We start from the raw sequence: 19,462 nt of genomic DNA, 5'->3' as shown, positions 1-19,462 counted from the left end.
TCGAGTTGGATCGCCTGCCGGCACCGGTGTGCCAATCACCTGCCTGATCAGCGACGGGTTCCAGTTGAGATGCCTGGCTACCCGACTGTCAGACAGGTTCCTATCTTGTCCACATTGCGTTACCTGCGCAAGAGATCTGCGGAATTGTTAGCGGGAGGGTTGGGGTGTATGCGGCGTAACTGGCCATTCATCCCTTGTATGCCAGTCTGCTGGGACGCGGCAACTATTCGGCGGCGAACTCGGCGCAGAGCGCCGCGTACTCGGCCGCGAGCTCAGGCCGGGGCTCCACCGTCACCGTCGCGGGGGCGGGCGCGGGCCAGTCCGCCGCCGCCCCGACGGCCTTCCACGCCAGTACGGCCAGCCCCGCGATGGCCGCGTCCGGTTCGCCCGACACCGTCAACGGCCGGGCCAGGACGTCGGCCAGCACCTGGACCCAGCGCAGGTCGCGCGTGCCACCACCGCACACCACCAACTCCCCCGCGAGGTGCGGTTCCAGGCACCTGCGGATGCCCATCGCGACACCGTCAACCACAGCCCTGGCGGCGTCGTCGCGGCCGACGTCGAGGCTGAGCCCGCGCAGCTCGCCCCGGCCCAGACCACGCTCGCGTGGCCCGGTCGCGACGGCGAACCCAGGGATGAACCGGGCACCGCGAGCACCGGGCCTGCCGCGCTCGGCCGCGTCGAGCAACGCCGCAACCGCCGCACCCTCGTCGGCCTGCGGCCCGACCAGCAGCCGCCCGGCCCAGCCGAGCAACGCCCCACTCCCGACGGCCACGGCCAGGCAACGCGGCGGCGCTGCCTCTCGCAAAGACTCCTCGTCAGGGAACCCACCGTAGGCGGCTGAAGTGCCCAGATAGAGGCACCCACGCTCGGGCAGCACGGCCCGCACCCCCAGGCAGGTGGCCGCCCAGTCACCGGTCCCGACGGCGACGGGAGTCCCGGCGGGCAGGCCGGTCAGCCGGGCAACCGCCGCGCTGACCGTGCCAGCGACCTCGGCGGGCCCGAGCACGGGCGGCGGCTCGGCCCCCAGGCCGCGCAGCAGCGCGGCGGCGGCCGGCTCCGGCTCACCGGTCTCCGCGACCAGCAGCCCGCATCCGGCGCCGTCGTAACGGTCGGTCGCGATCGCATCGGTCAGCTTGGCGCGCAGGTAGTCCTTGACGGTGACGGCGGTCGTCAGATCGCGGTCGGCTGCCCAGGCGGCGAACCGGGCCAGCGCGGCGCGCCCCCCGGCCGAACCCACGCTGCCGAAGCCGGACTCGTTCACCCCGGGACGCCGGTCTCCGGGCAGCGGGATGGCCAGTTCGTCCAGCGGTCCGGCGCGGCCGATCGGGACCAGGGTGTGCATGAAGCCGCAGATCGCGACGGAGCGGACGTCGGCCAGCGGGATCCGGTCGCCGAGCTCGCCGATCAGCCCGGCCACCGCCGCCCACCAGTCGCCCGGCCGCGCCTCCACCGTTCCGTCGCCGCGGCGCACGGCGGTCTCCCGGGACGCGCGGGCGACGACGCGACCCGCGCCGTCCACAGCGGCCACCTTGGTCGAGGTCGTGCCCTGGTCGATGGCCAGCACCAGAGGCGTCATGGCGCGGGTCCCGGCTTGATGAGGATCTTCACGGCGCCGGCCGTCCGGTCGAGCTGCGTCGTGAACGCGGCGCCGATGTCCTCCAGCGCGAACCGATGGGTGATCAGCTCGGCGGCCCGGACCTCGCGCCGCGCCAGCAGGTCCAATGCCCGCTGGAAGTCCGGCACGCCGCCCACGCACCGCCCGTAGCTGTTGGACCAGCGCACCGAGACCTCGCGCTGGTAGGCGAGGTGCGGGTCGAAGCGGGGACTGGTGGCGAACACGCCCACGACCACCACCTCGCCACCCGGGGCGACGAAGTCGAGTGCTTCGGCGAGCGAATTGTCCGAGTTGCCGGCGGCGTCGTACACGGTCGAGAAGCGCAGGCCGCTCAGCGCGGCGCCGGAGCGGGTGTCGTGGGTGGCGTCGGCGGCTCCGGTCTCGACCGCGAGCCGGAGGGAGCCGGGGCGGTGGCCGAGCATCGTGACCGGATGTCCGCGCGCGCGAGCCACCTGCCCGAGGGTCAGCCCGATCGTCCCGCTGCCGATGACCAGCACCGGCGAGCCGGGAGGCGGCGAGCTGACGTGCAGGGCGTGGACCGCGCAAGCGTAGCAGTCCAAGATCGACGCCTCCTCCAGGCCGACTCCGTCGGGCAAGCGGTGGACGTGGTCGGCCGGGGCGAGGTCGTATTCGGCGAACCCCCTGCTGTGCGTGTGGACGCCGCCGATCAGGCCGCGTTCCGCGCACAGGTAGGTCCGCCCCGCCCGGCACCGCTCGCACACGCCGCAGCTCGCCAGGTGGATCGGCTCCACGGCCACCCGGTCGCCGATCGCGAGCCCGGTGACCTGCGTTCCGAGCGCGGCGACGGTGCCGCTCAGCTCGTGGCCGTCGCCGTCCGGATGCTCCGGGCTCGCCTGCCACGGTCCGAGGCCGCGGTAGGACAGGACGTCGCTGCCGCAGATGCCGGCCGAGTCCACCCGGATCAGCACGTCACCGGGCCCGGGCGACGGCGGCGGTACCCGCTCGACGCGGATGTCGCGACCGCCGTGGAAAACAGCAGCGCGCATCAGAGAGGTACGTTGAGCAGCTTCGCCGCCGCGTCGACCGACGAGCCGCCGTGCACGATCTCGACCAGTGCGGCGACCATCCGGTCGGGACGCTCGGCCTCGACGATGTTGCGGCCGTACACGACGCCCCTGGCGCCGGCCTCGATCGCGTCGGCCGCCATCTGGAGCGCGTCGCGCGGCGTCTTGCGCGGCCCGCCCAGGGCGAGCAGCGGTGCGGGGCAGGCCGCCACGACCCGGCTGAACTGCTCGACGTCACCGACGAACTGCGCCTTGACGAAGTCGGCCCCGGCCTCGGCCGAGAGCCGGGCGGCGTTGGCGACGTTCTCGACGGTGTGGGCCTGCAGCTCCTTGAACCCGACCGGGATGGGCTCGGCCATCAGCGGCATGCCCCACTTGTCGGAGATCGCCGCCAGTTCGCGCAGCTCGCCGAGCTTGGTCACCTCGGGGTTGCCGGGGAACACCTTCAGCTCGACGCCGTCGGCGCCGAACCGTACCGCCTGCTCGACGCCGTACCCGGCGGACGGGATCTCGCTGTCCAACGCCAGGATCAGCCCCCGGCCGCCCAGCTCGCCCGCCACGGCGCGGGCGAACCCGATCGTGGCCAGTATCGCGTCGATCCCGCCGTCGACCACGCCGCGCACGGCGGCGTGCGCGTCAGACAGGCCCGGCGGCACCCCTTTGATCCCGGCGTCCATGGCCGCGATGACCGCCCGGCCGTCCGGCCCGAAGATGTGGTGCATCCGGCGCCGGGGCCAGGCCGGCAGGGTTTCGGGAAAACAATAGGGGCCACTGGGCTTGCTGCTCACTTCTCACTCGCTTCACTAGGGGTGATGACGGATTTGAGGCCCTTCTGCGACATGGTCATCTCAAAGGCGTCCTTGACGGCCGTCAGCGGGAACCGGTGGCTGATCAGCAGCGCGGGGTCGACCAGCCCGAACCGCAACATCCGCAACGCGGTGCTGAAGTCGCCGGGGCTGAAGTCATGGCTGCCGTTGATCGTCACCTGGTCGTAGTGGGGCACGTCGGGGTCCAGCGATACCGATCCCTTGGGGTGGGTGCCGGCGAACAGGTTGACGACCGCGTTCTTGCCCGCCATCCGGAACGCCGACTCGATCGCCGCCGGTGCGCCGACGGTGACGATCAACGCGTCGGGTCCGTAGCCGTCGGTGAGCTTACGTATCTCGTCGAGCCCGCCGTCGTCGCCGACCTGGACGACGTCGTGCGCGCCCAGTTGCCCGGCCACCTTCAGCCGCTCGGGGATCCGATCGGCGACGATCACCCGGGCGCCGCGCCGCAGGGCGACCTGGGTGTGCAGGAGGCCGATCGGCCCCGAGCCGAGGACCAGCACGTCGGCGGCCGGTTCGATGGGGATGGCGCGGTGGGCGTTCAGCACGCAGGCCAGCGGCTCGCAGAAACTGGCCGCCTCGAACGACACCTCGTCGGGGATGATCCGGAGCTGGGTGACGGGCATCTTCGTGTACTGGGCGAACCCGGCGATCGGATATTTGATCACCGCCTCGCAGAAGTTGGCGGCGCCCCGGCGGCACTGGCGGCACCCGCCGCAGACACCCCGCCAGTCCAGCACGACCCTCGCGGCCACGTCCCACGGGGCGTCGACCTCTGGCCCGGTCTCCACGATCGTGCCGGCGACCTCGTGGCCGGGCGTCCAGGGCGCCTTCGAGGATCCGGCGCCGGTGAAGCTGCGGATGTCGCTGGGGCAGACGCCCGAGCCGCGTACCTCGATCACCACTTCGCCCGGCCCGGCGACCGGGCGGGGGACCTCTTCCACGCGCAGGTCGCCGACGCCGTACAACAATGCTGCCTTCACTGCGTTCCTTCCAGTAGTGCGCGGCCGTTGCCGCCGAGCGCGGCCAGGCCGGTACGCGGCCCCAGCCCGGCCAGCAGCTCGATCTCGGCCTTGATCGTCGCCTCGTCCACGAAGGGGAAGTCGGAGCCGAACACCACACGCGTGTCGTCCACGACCGACAACAACGCGCCCAGGCCGGAGGCGCTGGCCGACAGCGCGCAGTCGTAGCGGAACTCCCGCAACGTGCCCTCGACTCCGCGGACGCGGCGCAGCTCGGGCAGCGGTTCGGCGATGGCGAGCCGGTGGGCGACGAAGGGGACGACGCCGCCGCAGTGGGAGAAGACCCAGCGGATCCGGGGGAAGCGGTCCACCGCCCCGGCCAGCATGAGGTTGGTCAGCGAGCGGCTGGTGTCGAAGACGTACTCCAGCAGGGAGGGGCGCAGGTCGATCGCCCCCTCGGCCCACCACGGCGGCAGTGTGGGGTGGACATGGACGAGCATGCCGAGCGCGTCCAATTCCGCCAGGAGCGGGTCGAAGCGGGGGTCGCCCAGGTAGTGCCCGCCGTAGTTGGACAGCAGGCTGACGCCGGCGAAGCCGGGCTGGCCGGCCAGCCGCCGTACCTCGGCGACCGCGTCCGCCGCCGACGGCAGCGGCACGGCCATGAACGCGCGGAAACGCCCGTCCGAGGCGGCCACGACGGCGCTCAGGTCGTCGTTGGTGTCGCGGCACAGGGAGGTGGTGAAGTCCTGGTCGCCGAAGAAGAAGCCGGGAGAGGCGACGGACAGCACCGCCGTCCCGATGCCGAGGCGGTCCATCATGGCCAGGGACACCGCGGCCGACCAGTCGGGGAAGTCGATGCCGGGCTGGGCGCGTACCCCGATCTCGGTCAGCCGCCGCCGGTATCCCGGCAAAATGGCGTGCTGGTGCAGGTCGACCGGGCCGTCTTTCACGTCAGGGCCCTGACGGCGCGGATCGTGCGGAGCTGATCGTACGGTCCCCCGGCCTCGTGGCCGTTGAACTCCCAGACCGTCATGTCCTTGGCCCCGCCGTAGTCGTTGTAGGCGGCGAACACCGTCGAGGGCGGGCACACCAGATCGCTCAGCGCCACCGAGAAGCTCGCCTGGCAACGGGCCCGCCGGGCGAAGAACACCCCGTCGAAGTAGTCGAGCGTGCCGAACGCCTCCTTCACCTTCGTCCGGTGGGTCGCCATCCAGCGGGTCAGCTCGCCGTACGGGCTCTCCGCGGTCATCCGCAGCGCCCGCCGGAACGCGCACAGGAACGGCACATGCGGTACGGCCAGCGCGATGTCATCCCGCAACCCGGCCGCCACCAGCGACAGGCCACCACCTTGGCTGCGCCCGGTCACCGTGACCCGGCCCGGGTCGACGTCCGCCGACGCCTTGACCACGTCCACGAACCGGTAGGCGTCCACGAACAGCCGCCGATAGTAGTAGTCGTCCCGTGAAAGCACGTCGCGAGTGAGATGCCCTGGGATGGCGGGCGCGCTGCCTTCCGGGTCGGGGGTGTCACCGGTCCGCCAGGTGCTGCCCTGGCCCCGGGTGTCGAGGATGAAATGGGCGAACCCGGCCGAGGCGTAGGCCAGGGACTCCAACGGGAGCCCACGGCCACCGCCATAGCCGAGATACTCCACCACGGCGGGCAACCGGCCCGAGCGCCGGCGCGGCAGCAGCGCCCAGCCCTTGATGCGCGCGCCGCCGTACCCGGTGAACTCGAGGTCCAGGACCTCGACCGTCTCCAGCTCGGCGTCGTACGGCTCGACGGCCACCGCCAGCGGGCGTTCGGCCTCGCGGGCGATGGTCGAACGCCAGAAGTCGTCGAAGTCGGCGGGCTCGGCGCTGGCGTAGTGGTACCGCTCCAGTTGGTCCAGGGGGAGATCGACCTGCACGTACGTCCCTCTCAGCCGAGCTGGGCGTACGCCCGGTAGTTCGCCGACCCCGGCCCGGCGGCCCGGCTGCGCAGCACCGCGGGCCGGTCGTAGGCGGCCGGGCTGGGGCGCAGGTCGGGCAGGGGCGGGCGGTCGGCGGGTTCGGCCGCGGCCAGCAGCTTGAGCAGTTCGCGCATGAACTCGGGCAGGTCGTTGGGCAACTGGCCGGTGATCAGCTTGCCGTCCACCACGACCGGGGCGTTGATCCATTCGGCGCCCGCGTGCCGGACGTCGTCCTTGATCGTCGCCACCGAGGTGGCCCGCCTGCCGTCGAGGAGTTCGGCGGTGGCCAGCAGCCAGCCCGCGTGGCAGATCGCCGCGAGCGGCTTGTCCACGGCGGCGGACTTCTGCACGAACTCCACCATCGCGGGGTTGCGGCGCAGGTATTCCGGCGAGAACCCGCCGGGCACGACGACCGCGTCGAAGTGGTCGGGGGTCACGTCGGACACGGCGACGTTGGCGACCGCCGGGTAGCCGAGCTTGCTGGCGTACACCTCGTCCACGGACGGGCCGACGATGACGGCGGTGGCGCCGGCCTCGCGCAGCCGCAGCACCGGATACCACAGCTCCAGCTCCTGGTACTGGTTCTCGACCAGAACGGCGACGCGTGCCTCGGATATGTTCACGACTCCCCCTCTATGGCGAAGATCCGCCGCGGGTTGTAGATCATCATCTGGTCGAGCTGCTCGTCGGTGACGCCCTTGCCCTTCAGGCGCGGCACCCAGCTGGTGAACATGTAGCCGAGGTCGACCTTCTCGTTGAGCAACTGCGGGTCCCGCTCGGTGACGCCGGCCCGCGGGTTCATGAACCAGCGGTCGAACGACATCACGATGCGGTCGCCGTACCCCTCGTTGAGCAGCGTGACGAGGGCCTCGGCCATCGCCTCGTCGAGCTCCTCGGCGCTGTCGACGCGCCAGGGGATGCCGATGTGGTCGAGCTGGACGTTGGCGCCCAGCTTCAGGATCTCCCGCATCGACTCCACCTGGGGCGGCACGAACGCGTGCCCGATGATCACCTTGGCCGGGTCCATGCCCTCCTCCAGCAGGATCTCCAGCTGTTCCCGGCCGGGGTTGGTGACCTCGAAGTCCATCGGGTCGATGTGGGTGTTGATGGCGCAGCCGACGCGCGTCGCGGCCCGCCCGGCGGCCCGGATGACCCGGTCCTCCACCTCGTGGATGTGGCGGCCGTTCGGACCGAGCGGGCTCGGCCTCGGGGTGACGCTCTCCTGCCCGGTCGCGATCTTGATCGCGCCGGCCCGGTAGGGCGTCTGGCTCCAGGCGAACACCATGCCCCTGGTCAGGTCGCTGACGAAGAATTCGGTCAGCTCCTCGATCGTCTGCCGCCGCCAGTAGTACGGAACGCCCATGCGCTCGGGGAAGAACCCGGTGATCGCGATGACGTTGATGCCGGTCTTCCTCGCGACGTCCACCATGAACTGGGGGTGCCGCCCGACCTCCGGCGGCGTCATGTCGACGATCGTGCCGTAGCCGTAGTCGTCCTTACCGCGCTGGACCTGTCCGGCCACGAAGTCCACGGCCTTGTCGTAGTCGAGCACCGCGCGGTGGTCCAGCTCCGCCCCCGGGTACCCGTAGAGCAGATGCTCGTGCGACAACATCAGCCCGGAGCTCTCGGCCGGGACGTCGCCGAGCACCGTGCGCAACACCTTCATGAGAGGCCCTCCTCCGAGAGATCGCGGTACAACCGGCCGAACAGCTCCGGCAGGTCGTCGGCGGACTCGAAGGCGACCCAGCGCTCGTGCCGTTCGGCGCCGAGCGAGCGCCGGACGGCCGCCGCCGAGTTCCCGACCGAATAGACCCGTGCCGTGCCCTCGAATGCGGCGCGGATCAGGGCCGACTGGGCCGCCGAGTACGCCGGCTCACCCGTCACTGTGCCGGCCACCACGAGGGCGTCGAGCGCAGCCGGGTCGGCCTCCCCGTCAGGGAGCAGCGGGTAGCCCAGGTTGCTGTCCACGCCGTCCGGATCGGAGCTCACGATGACGACCCCGGCGCCTTCCTCGCGGGCCCGCAGGACCGGATACCACAGCTCCAGCTCCTGGTAGCCGCCCGCGGCGAGCACGGCGACCGTACGACCTTCCAATGACATGTCCGGCTCCCTGATCACAAACCTGTCTGCTTGCCTGACAGGCTAAGGAACTCCTCAGCCAGACGCAAGGATTGCCGACAAATCGACCGCGGCAAGACCGGCCTCGGCGCACGCGAGATCGACCGCAGGAGCCGCTCCGCTCACTCCGAGAGCGCCGATGAGCACGCCGCCCGCCTTGATCGGCAGGCCGCCGGGAAGGACCAGCACCCGGCCGCCCGCGGCCCCCGCCATCCCCCAGTCGGCGCCGCCCGGCGCGGTCGCCTCGGCCCAGGCGTGGGAGGGCGCGCCGAAGGCCGCGGCGGTGAACGCCTTGTCCGCCGCGAGACCGGCGGCGACGGCGTTCGCGCCATCCATCCGCGCCGTCGCCACCGGAGCTCCGGCGGGGTCGGACACCGTGACGGCCAGCGCCGCGCCCCGTTCGGCGGCCGCCGCCTCCACGCCCGCGATGATCTCGCGAGCCACGGAAAGCGTTATGACCTCCATCGAATGACTAAATCCCATCTGTTCACCTATGTCCACATTGGAGGGTTATGAGGCGAGAAGGCCGCCGTCCACGACGTACGACTGGCCCGTGATGTAGCCGGCCTCCTCCGACACCAGGAAGGCGATCAGCCCCGAGACGTCGCCCGGCCGGCCGAGCGCGCCGAGCGGGATCCTGGAGGTCAGCGCGGCCTCGGCCGCCTGCCGCTCCCCGCCGACCCGCTCCCAGTACGGGTCGTTGAACGGGGTGTCGATCCAGCCGGGGCACACGCAGTTCACGCAGACGCCGGCCGGACCGAGCGCGACCGCGAGCGAGCGGACCAGGGCCACCAGGCCGCCCTTGGACGCGGCGTAGGCGAAGGAGCCACCGCCGCCCCTGAACGCCGCCGTCGATCCGGTGAGCACGACCCGCCCCCGTCCGGACGCGGTCAGATGCGGGGCCGCGGCCTGCGTGATCAGGAACGGCGCGCGCAGGTTCAGCGCCATCACCCGGTCCCAGTCGGCCGTGGGGAAGTCGTCGAGTTCGTGCTCCACCAGCAGCGCCGCGCATACCACGACGGCGTCCAGGCTGCCGGTGAGCCGCAGCGCGTCGCGTACCGCCTGGGCCGGCCCCTCGGGGGTGGCCAGATCGCAGTACGCCGCCGAGCCCCTGCCCGGACCGTCGACGCCGTGCACCGCATTCTCCGCTCCTTCGAGATCGATGTCCGCGATGTGCACGTCGTATCCCGAGCCCAGCAGCTGCCGTGCGGTGGCACGGCCGATGCCGGTCGCGCCACCGGCGATCAACGCAGTCGCCACGTGCTTACCTCCCGGTATGGAATTCCAGCAGCCAGGTTGTCCGACTGCCGGACATTATGCTTAGATTCACTTCGGCTTCGCAAGCATCCACTCCTGTCAGACAACCTGACGGGTTTGGTGTCCAACGAAAGGCACGTCGATGTCGCTGCCGGCTCCTGGGCCCGCTCGTGGGCCGTCCTTTCCCCGATACCGGATCACTGGAACACCGGCCCAGCGCGGACTCATGTACGGGCGGCTGGCGCGCAGGGAGATCCAGGCGGCGATCGCAGGCTACGCGGCCGTCTTCAAGCACTACCAGAACTGGGACTGGGCGCGGGTACGGCAGCACGCCACCCGGTTCCGGCCGTACATCGAGGACTTCTCTCCGGCGTCGGCGCAGGAGATGACCGGCATCGCCGAGGGCGCGCAGGTCGACACCGCCGACATCCTCGCGCTCAACACGCGCAGCGAGATCATGTTCGCCGCCGGGGCGGAGGCGGAGCGCATGCCGATGGAGTGCACGTCCTTCGGCCTGACGGCGGCGGTGACCGCGGACGACACCGTGCTGGCCGGGCAGAACTGGGACTGGATCCTGCAGGCGCGCGAGACCGCCGTGCTGGTGGAGGTGGCCCGCGAGGACGGCCCGGACTTCGTCACGCTGGTGGAGGCCGGGATGCTGGCCAAGATCGGGCTGAACGAGAGCGGCGTCGCCCTCTGCACGAACACGTTGATCAGCAGCCACCTCGAAGGCGACCTGGGCGTGCCGTACCACATCCTGCTGCGCTCGGTGCTGGACAGCGACGACGGCGCGAGCGCCGCGAGCGGCATCAGTAACGCCTCTCGATCGAATTCCGCCAACTATCTCATCGTTGATAAATCAGGTTTCTGCCAGGATTTGGAGACGACGCCGCAGGACGGCGGTGTGCAGGTTTTTCTGCCTGACGACGGAATAATCACCCACGCGAATCACTTCCTGGCGGATCACCTCACGCCACGAGACGTCTATCTCGAACGGAAGCGGCATACCCTGGCCCGCAAGGACCTCATCGACCGCAACCTGCGGGCGACGGAAAAGCTCACGATCGACCGGATCAAGGCCGTGCTCGGAGATCACACGGGCGAGCCGGACAACGTCTGCCAGCACCCGAACGAGAGCCTCCCCCGCGCCGAACGCACCTGTACGGTGGCCGGCGTCATCCTGGCCCCCGAGAGCGGGACGATGCACGTGGCGGCCGGCAACCCGTGCGTGGGCGAATGGCACGAGCTCCGGCTGGGCGGCTGATCAGCTCTTCTTCTTCGCCTGCTTCGTCGTGTGTCCCTCCACCGCCTCCAGGTGGGCGTCCATCGCACGCGCCGCCGCGTCCCCGTCACCGGCCATGATCGCGTCGAAGATGTCCTGGTGCTCGCGGGCGGCCTGCGCGGTCCGGCCCTCGATCGTGGCCAGCTCCAGGGCCTGCTCCTGGAGCACGTCACGGAGGTCGGCGATCAGCCGCGGAAAGAGCGGATTGCCGGTCGCCGCCGCGATGGCGATGTGGAAATCGGCGTCGATCTTGACTCGTTTCCCGTTCTCCTCGGTGGCCGCGAACTGCGTGACCAACTCCTCCAGGCGAGTCAGGTCCTCCTCGCCGCGCCGCTCCGCGGCCAGCCGCGCCGACGGGACCTCCAGCGCCCGGCGGACCTCGCCGAGATGCGGCGGCAGAAAACGCCCGATGAGCAAGCGGGAATTCAGCTCGGTCGAGGCGACGAAAGTCCCCTTACCGGCATACGACTTCGTCAGCCCGAACGCATTCAGACTGTTCAGGGCTTCACGCACGACCGATCGGCTCACCGAGAAGGACTGCGCCAGCTCGGCTTCCGAAGGCAGCCGGTCGTTGAGTTTATAGTGGCCCTTTTCGATGAGGTCGATGAGTTGCGCTCTGACGGCCTCCGAAGCGCGGCGCTGTTCAATGGGATGAATGCTCATGCTCGAACCGTACCGGTCAGGTTGTCGGACAGCAACTCCGGGCGGGCGGGCACTCGGCGGGTCGCCGCGACGGTTCTCGTTGTGAGATGTACGAAACATTGCTGGTATTGCCTGGTCAGGGCGTTTGATGGCACGATTTCCGAACTTCCTGTGTGCGCGGCCCCTCCCCCCGCCCCACAACCGCTCTCCCCCGGAAGGCACGTACATTGACCATCTCTGAGAAGCAGGCGGGAGCGGCGACCCCCACCGTCAGCCGCCTGCGCAAGGACGCCGTCGGCCTGGTCGGCGTGATCTTCATGGCGGTCGCGACCGCCGCGCCCATCACCGCCATGACCGGCAACGTGCCCATCGCGCTGGGGTTCGGCAACGGCCTCGGCGTCCCGGCGGGCTACCTGTTCGCGACCATCGTGCTGACCGTCTTCTCGGTGGGTTACGTGGCGATGGCCAAGCACATCACGTCGGCCGGCGCGTTCTACGGCTACATCTCGCACGGCCTGGGACAGATCGCGGGCATGGTGGCCGGGATGCTCGCGACGCTGGCGTATGTGGTGTTCGAGGCGTCGATCATCGGCTTCTTCGCGTACTCGGCCAACGACACGTTCAAGTCGCTCGCCAACGTGGACATCCACTGGTTGTGGTTCGCCTTCCTGGGGCTCGCGCTCAACGCGGTGCTGACGTACTTCGACATCAACCTCACCGCCAAGGTCCTCGGCGTCTTCCTGGTCACCGAGATCTTCATGCTCGGCCTGACCTCGGTGGTGACGCTGTTCCACGGCGGAGGTCCCGACGGGCTGATGGCGTCGTCGCTCAACCCGGTGAACGCGTTCATGACGAACGGCCTCACGGCCGGGGCGGTCGGGCTCGGGCTGTTCATGTGCTTCTGGTCCTGGGTGGGTTTCGAGTCCACCGCGATGTACGGCGAGGAGTCGCGCGACCCCAAGTCGATCGTGCCCCGGGCGACCCTGGTCTCCGTTGTCGGCATCGGCCTGTTCTACACGTTCGTCTCGTGGATGGTGGTCGCGGCCAACGGCGTCAAGGCGCCGGAGATCGCCGCGAAGGAGTTCGCCGGGATCTTCTTCAACCCGACCGGGGAGCTCGTCGGGGTGTGGGCCGTCGACCTGTTCAAGATCCTCATCCTGACCGGCTCCTTCGCCTGCGCGATGGCCTTCCACAACTGCGCCGCGCGCTACCTTTACGCCCTGGGCAGGGAGAACCTGATCGCCGGCACCGGCCGCACGCTCGGCGCCACGCACCCCAAGCACGGCTCCCCGCACATCGCCGGCTTCGTGCAGACGGGGATCTCCGTCGTGCTCATCCTGGCGTTCTTCTTCGCCGGCATGGATCCCTACCTGCACATCTATACGTTGCTGGCGGTGCTCGGCACGCTGGCGATCCTCATCGTCCAGTCGCTCTGCTCGTTCTCGGTGATCGGCTACTTCCACGTCAAGAAGAAGCATCCGGAGACCGCGAACATCTGGCGAACCATGATCGCTCCCCTGGTCGGCGGGGTGGCCATGCTGTACGTCGTCGTGCTGCTCTTCCAGAACCAGGAGGCCGCCGCCGGTGAAGCCTCCAAGACGCTGCTGTTCAAGCTCATCCCATGGATCGTCCTGGCCTTCGCCGCCCTCGGCGCCGGTCTCGCCGTCTACCTGAAGGCCAGGAACCCGGTCAAGTTCGAGATCATCGGCCGGGTCGTATTGGAGGACACCCTCGAACGCGATTGAGCCGAGGTGTAAGACGCCTCCACACGCTGTGCGGGCCCTTCGTCGAGGGCTAAGGTCGATAGCGGAATGTGGGAGCGAAGGGATCCGATCATCGTCAGCAACTACTCCCGCCCCGATGAACCCCCACGACCCGCACGCCGCCGGGTGACCGAGGCCGCGATCCTGAGCAACCGCGACCAGAGCCGGGCCGACATCGCCCAATGGACCTGCCCGCACGGGCAGCATGCCGGACGCGGCTGCGTCACCTGCTACCACGCCTCAGCCGAGGCCGAGGCCGATCCGTCATTGCCGCTGTGGGAGGTCGTGGTGTGGTTCACCTCGGCGCGGCCGATCCCGATCAGGGCCCTGCACGACGTGCACCGCCACGGCCGCCACTTCTCGATCGACCAGCCCTCGACCCCACTGGTGTACCTGCTGAGCGGGCAGGCGCGCGCCGCTCTGGGGGCGGAGGCGGTGGCGGGCGTAGTCGGGTACCTGGTGCAGAACCAGCACATCGTGGACGAGTTCGTCGTGACGGAGATCCGAGCCGTCCACTCCTGAGTCCGTGAGGATTTGCACTGCGGCCAGTGCGTCGGGTAGCGTTGGGTTGTTGCAGTTGTGGTACCCATAAGGACTTGTGCGCACCTGACGAATTGCGATCTTCAGGTGCGTTTTTGTTTGCCGGTCATCTCCGGATGGGCTCATCTCAACGACACGGGGTCCGTAAAGTGCGGATTCCGTCTCCCCGCCTATCAAGAGGAGAAGTTATGGCAACCGGAACCGTGAAGTGGTTCAACTCGGAAAAGGGCTTCGGCTTCATCGCGCAGGATGGCGGCGGCGCCGACGTCTTCGCGCACTACTCCAACATCGTCGCCAACGGCGGCTACCGTGAGCTGACCGAGGGCCAGAAGGTGGCCTTCGACGTCGTCCAGGGCCAGAAGGGCCCGCAGGCGGAGAACATCGTTCCCGCCTGACACGGCACCGCCCACGCGTCGGGGCCCGCACCTGTATGGGTGCGGGCCCCGACCGCGTTCGGACGGCCCGTATGGGCGCTGGCCCGCCGTGACCTGCGGCGCTGACGATTAATAGACTGCGGATCATGCAAGCGACCCGGTATCTGTGGTGGCTGGTCCGCAGCCAGCGGCGCCGGGTCGTCGCGGGTGCGGTGCTGGGGAGTGCCTGGATGGTGGGGCTGACGTTGCCGCCGTACCTGCTGTCGCGGGCCATCGACGACGGATTGACGCCCGGGCGCTGGTCCGCGCTGATCGGGTGGGCGGCGGCGTTGTTCGGCGTCGGGGTGGTGAACGCGTGGCTGGCCATCATGCGGCATCGCGTGATGACCAGGGTGCGCATGGACGCCGCGTTCCGCTCCGTCGAGGCCGTGGTCTTACAGGCGACCCGGCTGGGCGCGGCGCTGCCCGGCAAGGTCACGGCTGGAGAGGTCGTCACGATCGGGTTCGCCGACGTCGCCGTGATCGCCCAAACGCTGACCATCACCGGCCCGGGCGTCGGTGCCGTCCTGGCGTACGTCGTCGTGGCCGTGCTCCTGCTGGCCGTCTCGCCGCTGCTGGCCGTGGTGGTGCTGGCCGGCGTACCGATGCTCGTGCTGCTGGTCGGGCCGCTGCTGGGGCGGCTGAGCACGGTCGAGACGACGTACCGGGTGCGGCAGGGCGCCCTCGCCGCCCGCTTCGGGGACATCGCCGGAGGGCTGCGCGTGCTCAACGGCATCGGTGGCAAGCAGGTGTACGCCGACCGCTACCGGCACGGCTCCCAAGAGCTGCGGGCCGAGGGGTACCGGGTCGGGGCGGTGACGAGCTGGATCCAGGCGCTGGGCGTGGGCCTGCCCACCCTGTTCGTCGGGGCCGTGACGTGGCTGGCGGCCCGGATGGCCGTGCAGGGCGACATCACCGTCGGCGAGCTGGTGGCGGTCTACGGGTACGCCGCCGTGGCGGTGGTGCCGGTCTCGTTCTTCATCGAGGGCGGGTACGACTTCAGCCGCGGCCTGGTCGCCGCCCGCCGAGTCGTACAGTTCCTGGCCCTGAAGCCCGCGACCAGGGACGGCGTTGAAGCTGCGCCCACCCGGGCGGTGCTGCGCGACCCGGAGTCCGGCGTCGAGATCGCGCCTGGGAAGCTGACCGCGCTCGTCAGCGCCCGGGCCGCGGAATCGGCGGCGGTGGTCGACCGGCTCGGCCGGTTCGCGGAGTCGGCCGCGACGTGGGGCGGGATCCGCCTCGACGAGATCGATCTGACGCAGGTACGCGAGCGGATCCTGGTCGCCGACAACGAGGCGGACCTGTTCGCCGGGACGCTGCGGGACGTCGTCTCCGGCCGGTGGGACCCGTCGGGAGAAGCCATCGGGCGAGCGCTCGAAGCGGCCATGGCGCAGGACATCGTGCGCGGGCTGCCGGACGGGCTCGACTCGGCCATCGATCCGCAGGGCCGCAACCTGTCGGGCGGCCAGCGGCAGCGCGTACGCCTGGCGCGGGCCCTGCTGGCCGACCCCGAGACGCTCCTGGCCGTCGAGCCCACGTCGGCGGTGGACGCGCACACCGAGGCGGCCATCGCCGGGCGGCTGCGCACCGCGCGCTCCGGCCGTACCACGGTCGTGACCAGCACCTCGCCGCTCATGCTCGACCAGGCGGACACCGTGTACTACCTGGTGGACGGCATGGTCGCGGCGGCCGGCAGCCATCGCGACCTGCTGGCCGAGCAGCCCGGCTACCGGCTGCTGGTCTCTCGCGGTCTGGTGGCCTCATGACGGGCCTGCCGGTGGCCGAGCCGTCCCAGGTACGCCGGGCGGCGTTCCGGCTGATCCGGCGGGACGGCCGCGCCTTCGCCGCCATGATCGTCCTCAACGCGCTGGCCGCCGGGGCGGGGCTCGTCGGGCCGTGGCTGCTGGGCCGCATCATCGACGAGGTCAAGGCCGGTGGCGCGGTCGGCACGGTGGACCGGCTGGCGCTCGGGATCCTCGTGTTCGCGCTGGCGCAGCTCCTGCTGGCGCGATATGCCAGCTATGTCGGGCACCGGTTCGGGGAGCGGACGCTGGCGCGGGTGCGGGAGGAGTTCGCGGACCGGGCGCTCGCCGTACCCGCCTCTGTGATTGAGCGGGCCGGCACGGGAGACCTGACCACCCGCGGCACCACTGACGTCGCGGCGGTCGGCACGACCTTGCGTGATGCCGGGCCCGATGTGCTGATCTCCGGGGTGCAGGCGGTGTTCATCCTGGGGGCGGTGTTCATGCTCGATCCGTTGCTCGGCGGGCTCGGGGTGGTCGGGCTGCTGGGGATCTGGTTCGCCGTCCGGTGGTATATGCGGCGGGCGCTGCCGGCGTACCTGGCTGAGGGATCGGCCAACTCGGCGCTGGCCGAGCAGCTCGCGGCCACCGCCGCGGGGGCTCGCACGGTGGAGGCGCTGGGGCTGCAGGAGCGGCGGATCGCGGCCGGCCAGGACGCGATCGACACGTGCCGGCGTACCCGGACGCGGACGCTGTTCCTGCGCAGCGTGCTCTTTCCGATCGTGGACGTCTCGTACGCCATCCCTGTCGTCGGGGTGCTGCTGGCCGGGGGCGTGCTGCACGAGCGCGGGGTGATGAGCCTGGGTGCGGTGGTCGCCGCGGCGCTGTACCTGCGGCAGCTCTCCCAGCCGCTGGACGCCATCCTGCTGCGGGTGGAGCAGTTGCAGAGCAGCGGCGCCTCTTTCGCTCGTGTCGAGGGGCTCGGGCTGGTGCCGGCGGAGGTCGCGTCTTGTGGTGTGCCTCGCGACGACCGGATCGAGGTGTCGGGGGTGCGGTACGCGTACGACGGCGGGGGTGATGTGCTGCATGGGGTCGACCTGGTGGTGCGGCCCGGGGAGCGGCTGGCGATCGTCGGGGCGTCGGGGGCCGGGAAGACGACGTTGGGGCGGCTGCTGGCGGGGATCGACAAGCCGCGTACCGGGTCGGTGACGGTGGGGCGGGTGCCGGTCTATGGTCTGTCGCGGCGGCGGATCGTGTTCGTCAACCAGGAGCATCATGTATTTCTCGGCACGGTACGGGACAACCTGCTGATCGCGGCGCCCTCGGCCGGGGACGACGAGCTGCGGGCGGCGCTGGCGGCCGTGGGGGCCGATGAGTGGGTTGATGCGCTGGATACCGAGGTGGGTGGTTACCGGCTGGATGGGGCGCAGGCTCAGCAGTTGGCCCTGGCTCGGGTGGTGCTGGCCGATCCGCACACGTTGGTGCTGGACGAGGCGACTGCGCTGCTGGATCCGCGAACCGCCCGGCATACGGAGCGGGCGCTGGCCGCCGTGCTCGAGGGGCGGACGGTGATCGCCATCGCGCATCGGCTGCAGACGGCTCGTGACGCGGATCGGGTGGCCGTTATGGAGGACGGGCGGGTGGTCGAGGTCGGTGGTCATGAGGAGCTGGTGGCGGCTGGGGGGACGTACGCGGCGCTCTGGCGGTCTTGGCACGGGGAGCGGGCGCCGGTGGGCCGGGAATAGTCTCGTTCGCCGGGCTACTGGGGCGGCACATCGGCAGTGCGCGAACGGCTGGAAGCAGTCGCCTCGGCCTCGGCGAGCATCGTGTTGTTCCTCGAGTACATCCCGCAGAACCTGTACGACTGGCTGGCCACGCAGCTCGCCACCGGAGCCGTCACCTCGGCCTACACCATGGTGGAACGCCGCCTGCGCACCGATGTCGCCTTCATGAACGCGAACGGTTTGCTGCACTTCGACGCCCATTACCGGAACATCCTCACCGACGGCCAACGCCTCTACTTCGCCGACCTCGGCCTGGCGACGTCCCCACGGTTCGACCTGTCCGCCGACGAGTCGGGACATCACCCGGTACGCACCGATCGCGGCCGTCATGAACGACTTCTACTGGAACCTGTTCGGCGAGAGCCGAGCCACTCCGTACCCGGCCGAACTGGTCAGCCGCGCCATCGGCCTGGCCTGAGCAACCCTCTCGTTATAGCACCGCCTGGGGCTGAACCCAGGCGAACGGCGACTGCGTACTCCGGGGCAATCGACATCCGGAGACCAGCCATGACCATCCGTCCGTTACCCATCGTGCTCATCGCGCTCGCCCTCCCCGCCACCGCCTGCAACACCGGCAGCGAGCCCGCCTCCACGTTCGCCCGCCCGGCCTCGTCGGCACCGTCGGCGCCGCGCGGCGTCGTGTCCGTGACGGAGGCCAAGGCGATCCTCGCCCAGTGGGAGGAGGCGGAGAAGAAGGCCGCGCGGGAGGGCGGCACGGACTGGACGGCGGCGGAGGCCGAGCTGGCGGCAGAGATCAGCCGAACCCAGAGCCAGGTACGCAAGATGATCGGCGAGAGCGTGGAGCCCGCCAGGAAGCCCATCGTCAAACCGCGGTTCGCCATCCCTGGGAAGGTCGGCGGCGCGCCGTGGTTCATGGCCGAGTTCAGCCGCAAGGGCACCACCAGCTGGTGGCAAGCGATCTTCAAAAAGACGCCCGCCGGCTGGCGCACGGTCGCCATTTCCGCCACCACGACCAAGTCCCGGCCACCTGCCGTCGCACGAGACAAGAACGGCCTGGCCACGGTGGTGGCGGCGGACGACGGCAACACTCTCATCGCCGCCCCGCGGGCGATCGCCCAGGCACAGGCCCGCCTGCAGAGCACCTTCGGCCAGGACCGGCGCGCCCGGCAACTCTTCACGGCCGACTCCTATGCCAGACGGAACGCCAACGTCAACCGCGACAACCGCAAAACGCTGCAGAACCAATGGACCACGAAGATCCGTACACAGCCCACGCCGGAGATCTACGCGCTCAGGACGTCCGCCGGTGGCGCACTTGTCTGGTACGGCATCAGGGAGCAGGCGACCATGGCCGCGCGCCCAGGCACCAGCTTCAACATGGGCTTCACCTCCCGCGAGACCGCCGCGCTGAGCCACGGCCAGCGCTTCAACCACAAGGCCGTCTACAAGAGCGCCGCGATCTATCTCGCCGTCGTACCGCGATCGCCTGGCCTGGTCCGTGTCCCTGCGCAGTGGTTCACCCACGTCAGCATCACCGGGTCGTAACCCGCTGATCCGCCGCCAGGACCCTGTCCACCCGC

19 protein-coding genes are annotated in these 19,462 nt (G+C 70.3%); 7 read left to right on the top strand and 12 right to left on the bottom strand.

Annotation, left to right across the window (positions count from 1 at the left end; genetic code table 11):
* Positions 1–223: 223 nt before the first annotated feature.
* The 11 genes from ACFLIM_RS27490 to ACFLIM_RS27440 all read right to left on the bottom strand — a co-directional run bounded on the left by ACFLIM_RS27490 (position 224) and on the right by ACFLIM_RS27440 (position 9,758).
* Positions 224–1,579 carry a xylulokinase gene (locus ACFLIM_RS27490; RefSeq protein ID WP_393170245.1) on the bottom strand — a complete coding sequence of 452 codons (1,356 nt, stop codon included), beginning with the start codon at positions 1,577–1,579 and terminating at the stop codon, positions 224–226.
* The gene (locus tag ACFLIM_RS27485) at positions 1,576–2,625 is read right to left on the bottom strand and encodes a zinc-dependent alcohol dehydrogenase (protein ID WP_393170243.1); all 1,050 of its coding nucleotides are present in this window, start codon (positions 2,623–2,625) and stop codon (positions 1,576–1,578) included. The genes ACFLIM_RS27490 and ACFLIM_RS27485 overlap by 4 nt, the downstream gene beginning before the upstream one ends.
* The gene (locus ACFLIM_RS27480; protein ID WP_393170242.1) at positions 2,625–3,431 is read right to left on the bottom strand and encodes a class I fructose-bisphosphate aldolase; all 807 of its coding nucleotides are present in this window, start codon (positions 3,429–3,431) and stop codon (positions 2,625–2,627) included. The genes ACFLIM_RS27485 and ACFLIM_RS27480 overlap by 1 nt, the downstream gene beginning before the upstream one ends.
* Complete coding sequence (locus tag ACFLIM_RS27475) at positions 3,428–4,453, bottom strand: alcohol dehydrogenase catalytic domain-containing protein (protein ID WP_393170241.1); 1,026 nt, start codon at positions 4,451–4,453, stop codon at positions 3,428–3,430. The genes ACFLIM_RS27480 and ACFLIM_RS27475 overlap by 4 nt, the downstream gene beginning before the upstream one ends.
* Complete coding sequence (locus ACFLIM_RS27470; RefSeq protein ID WP_393170239.1) at positions 4,450–5,382, bottom strand: amidohydrolase family protein; 933 nt, start codon at positions 5,380–5,382, stop codon at positions 4,450–4,452. The genes ACFLIM_RS27475 and ACFLIM_RS27470 overlap by 4 nt, the downstream gene beginning before the upstream one ends.
* Positions 5,379–6,338, bottom strand: a complete 960-nt coding sequence (locus ACFLIM_RS27465) for an acetylxylan esterase (RefSeq protein ID WP_393170238.1) — start codon at positions 6,336–6,338, stop codon at positions 5,379–5,381. Before ACFLIM_RS27465 ends, ACFLIM_RS27470 begins: the two co-directional genes overlap by 4 nt.
* An 11-nt stretch (positions 6,339–6,349) precedes the next feature.
* Positions 6,350–7,003, bottom strand: a complete 654-nt coding sequence (locus ACFLIM_RS27460; protein WP_393170236.1) for a type 1 glutamine amidotransferase domain-containing protein — start codon at positions 7,001–7,003, stop codon at positions 6,350–6,352.
* Positions 7,000–8,046: a phosphotriesterase family protein gene (locus tag ACFLIM_RS27455; protein WP_393170234.1), complete on the bottom strand. Its 1,047-nt coding sequence runs from the start codon at positions 8,044–8,046 to the stop codon at positions 7,000–7,002. Before ACFLIM_RS27455 ends, ACFLIM_RS27460 begins: the two co-directional genes overlap by 4 nt.
* Positions 8,043–8,480, bottom strand: coding sequence for a DJ-1/PfpI family protein (locus ACFLIM_RS27450; protein WP_393170232.1), 438 nt, complete (start codon positions 8,478–8,480; stop codon positions 8,043–8,045). The genes ACFLIM_RS27455 and ACFLIM_RS27450 overlap by 4 nt, the downstream gene beginning before the upstream one ends.
* Positions 8,481–8,534: 54 nt before the next feature.
* The gene (locus ACFLIM_RS27445; RefSeq protein WP_393170230.1) at positions 8,535–8,942 is read right to left on the bottom strand and encodes a GlcG/HbpS family heme-binding protein; all 408 of its coding nucleotides are present in this window, start codon (positions 8,940–8,942) and stop codon (positions 8,535–8,537) included.
* A 66-nt stretch (positions 8,943–9,008) separates the two neighbouring features.
* The gene (locus ACFLIM_RS27440) at positions 9,009–9,758 is read right to left on the bottom strand and encodes an SDR family NAD(P)-dependent oxidoreductase (protein WP_393170228.1); all 750 of its coding nucleotides are present in this window, start codon (positions 9,756–9,758) and stop codon (positions 9,009–9,011) included.
* A gap of 139 nt (positions 9,759–9,897) precedes the next feature.
* Between ACFLIM_RS27440 and ACFLIM_RS27435 the strand changes: the two genes are divergently transcribed.
* The gene (locus tag ACFLIM_RS27435) at positions 9,898–11,019 is read left to right on the top strand and encodes a C45 family autoproteolytic acyltransferase/hydolase (RefSeq protein WP_393170226.1); all 1,122 of its coding nucleotides are present in this window, start codon (positions 9,898–9,900) and stop codon (positions 11,017–11,019) included.
* On the opposite strand, the gene ACFLIM_RS27430 is transcribed toward ACFLIM_RS27435, so the two are convergent.
* Positions 11,020–11,700 (bottom strand): FadR/GntR family transcriptional regulator, encoded by a 681-nt coding sequence (locus ACFLIM_RS27430; RefSeq protein ID WP_393170224.1) that lies wholly within the window; start codon positions 11,698–11,700, stop codon positions 11,020–11,022.
* A 206-nt stretch (positions 11,701–11,906) separates the two neighbouring features.
* Here ACFLIM_RS27430 and ACFLIM_RS27425 point away from each other — a divergent pair, with 206 nt between their 5' ends.
* The 6 genes from ACFLIM_RS27425 (at position 11,907) to ACFLIM_RS27400 (ending at position 19,427) form a co-directional block, all read left to right on the top strand.
* Entirely contained in the window at positions 11,907–13,424 is a 1,518-nt protein-coding gene (locus ACFLIM_RS27425; protein ID WP_393170222.1) for an APC family permease, read from the top strand.
* A gap of 66 nt (positions 13,425–13,490) precedes the next feature.
* Complete coding sequence (locus ACFLIM_RS27420; protein ID WP_393170221.1) at positions 13,491–13,964, top strand: hypothetical protein; 474 nt, start codon at positions 13,491–13,493, stop codon at positions 13,962–13,964.
* A gap of 206 nt (positions 13,965–14,170) precedes the next feature.
* The gene (locus tag ACFLIM_RS27415) at positions 14,171–14,377 is read left to right on the top strand and encodes a cold-shock protein (RefSeq protein ID WP_080045894.1); all 207 of its coding nucleotides are present in this window, start codon (positions 14,171–14,173) and stop codon (positions 14,375–14,377) included.
* 125 nt (positions 14,378–14,502) lie between these two features.
* On the top strand, positions 14,503–16,161 hold the full coding sequence (locus ACFLIM_RS27410) for an ABC transporter transmembrane domain-containing protein (protein ID WP_393170219.1): 1,659 nt from the start codon (positions 14,503–14,505) through the stop codon (positions 16,159–16,161).
* Complete coding sequence (locus tag ACFLIM_RS27405; protein WP_393170217.1) at positions 16,158–17,882, top strand: ABC transporter ATP-binding protein; 1,725 nt, start codon at positions 16,158–16,160, stop codon at positions 17,880–17,882. The genes ACFLIM_RS27410 and ACFLIM_RS27405 overlap by 4 nt, the downstream gene beginning before the upstream one ends.
* A 36-nt stretch (positions 17,883–17,918) precedes the next feature.
* Positions 17,919–19,427: a hypothetical protein gene (locus ACFLIM_RS27400; RefSeq protein WP_393170215.1), complete on the top strand. Its 1,509-nt coding sequence runs from the start codon at positions 17,919–17,921 to the stop codon at positions 19,425–19,427.
* Positions 19,428–19,462: the final 35 nt, after the last annotated feature.

Origin of the sequence: Nonomuraea marmarensis, assembly GCF_043197025.1 — a bacterium.
Taxonomy (GTDB): domain Bacteria; phylum Actinomycetota; class Actinomycetes; order Streptosporangiales; family Streptosporangiaceae; genus Nonomuraea; species Nonomuraea marmarensis.
This window is presented reverse-complemented; position numbering and strand designations above follow the sequence as displayed.

Coding starts and splice junctions, on each gene's coding strand:
- ACFLIM_RS27405 (WP_393170217.1), top strand. CDS start 16,158: ATGACGGGCCTGCCGGTGGCCGAGCCGTCCCAGGTACGCCGGGCGGCG.
- ACFLIM_RS27485 (WP_393170243.1), bottom strand. CDS start 2,625: ATGCGCGCTGCTGTTTTCCACGGCGGTCGCGACATCCGCGTCGAGCGG.
- ACFLIM_RS27430 (WP_393170224.1), bottom strand. CDS start 11,700: ATGAGCATTCATCCCATTGAACAGCGCCGCGCTTCGGAGGCCGTCAGA.
- ACFLIM_RS27435 (WP_393170226.1), top strand. CDS start 9,898: ATGTCGCTGCCGGCTCCTGGGCCCGCTCGTGGGCCGTCCTTTCCCCGA.
- ACFLIM_RS27455 (WP_393170234.1), bottom strand. CDS start 8,046: ATGAAGGTGTTGCGCACGGTGCTCGGCGACGTCCCGGCCGAGAGCTCC.
- ACFLIM_RS27490 (WP_393170245.1), bottom strand. CDS start 1,579: ATGACGCCTCTGGTGCTGGCCATCGACCAGGGCACGACCTCGACCAAG.
- ACFLIM_RS27420 (WP_393170221.1), top strand. CDS start 13,491: ATGTGGGAGCGAAGGGATCCGATCATCGTCAGCAACTACTCCCGCCCC.
- ACFLIM_RS27410 (WP_393170219.1), top strand. CDS start 14,503: ATGCAAGCGACCCGGTATCTGTGGTGGCTGGTCCGCAGCCAGCGGCGC.
- ACFLIM_RS27450 (WP_393170232.1), bottom strand. CDS start 8,480: ATGTCATTGGAAGGTCGTACGGTCGCCGTGCTCGCCGCGGGCGGCTAC.
- ACFLIM_RS27415 (WP_080045894.1), top strand. CDS start 14,171: ATGGCAACCGGAACCGTGAAGTGGTTCAACTCGGAAAAGGGCTTCGGC.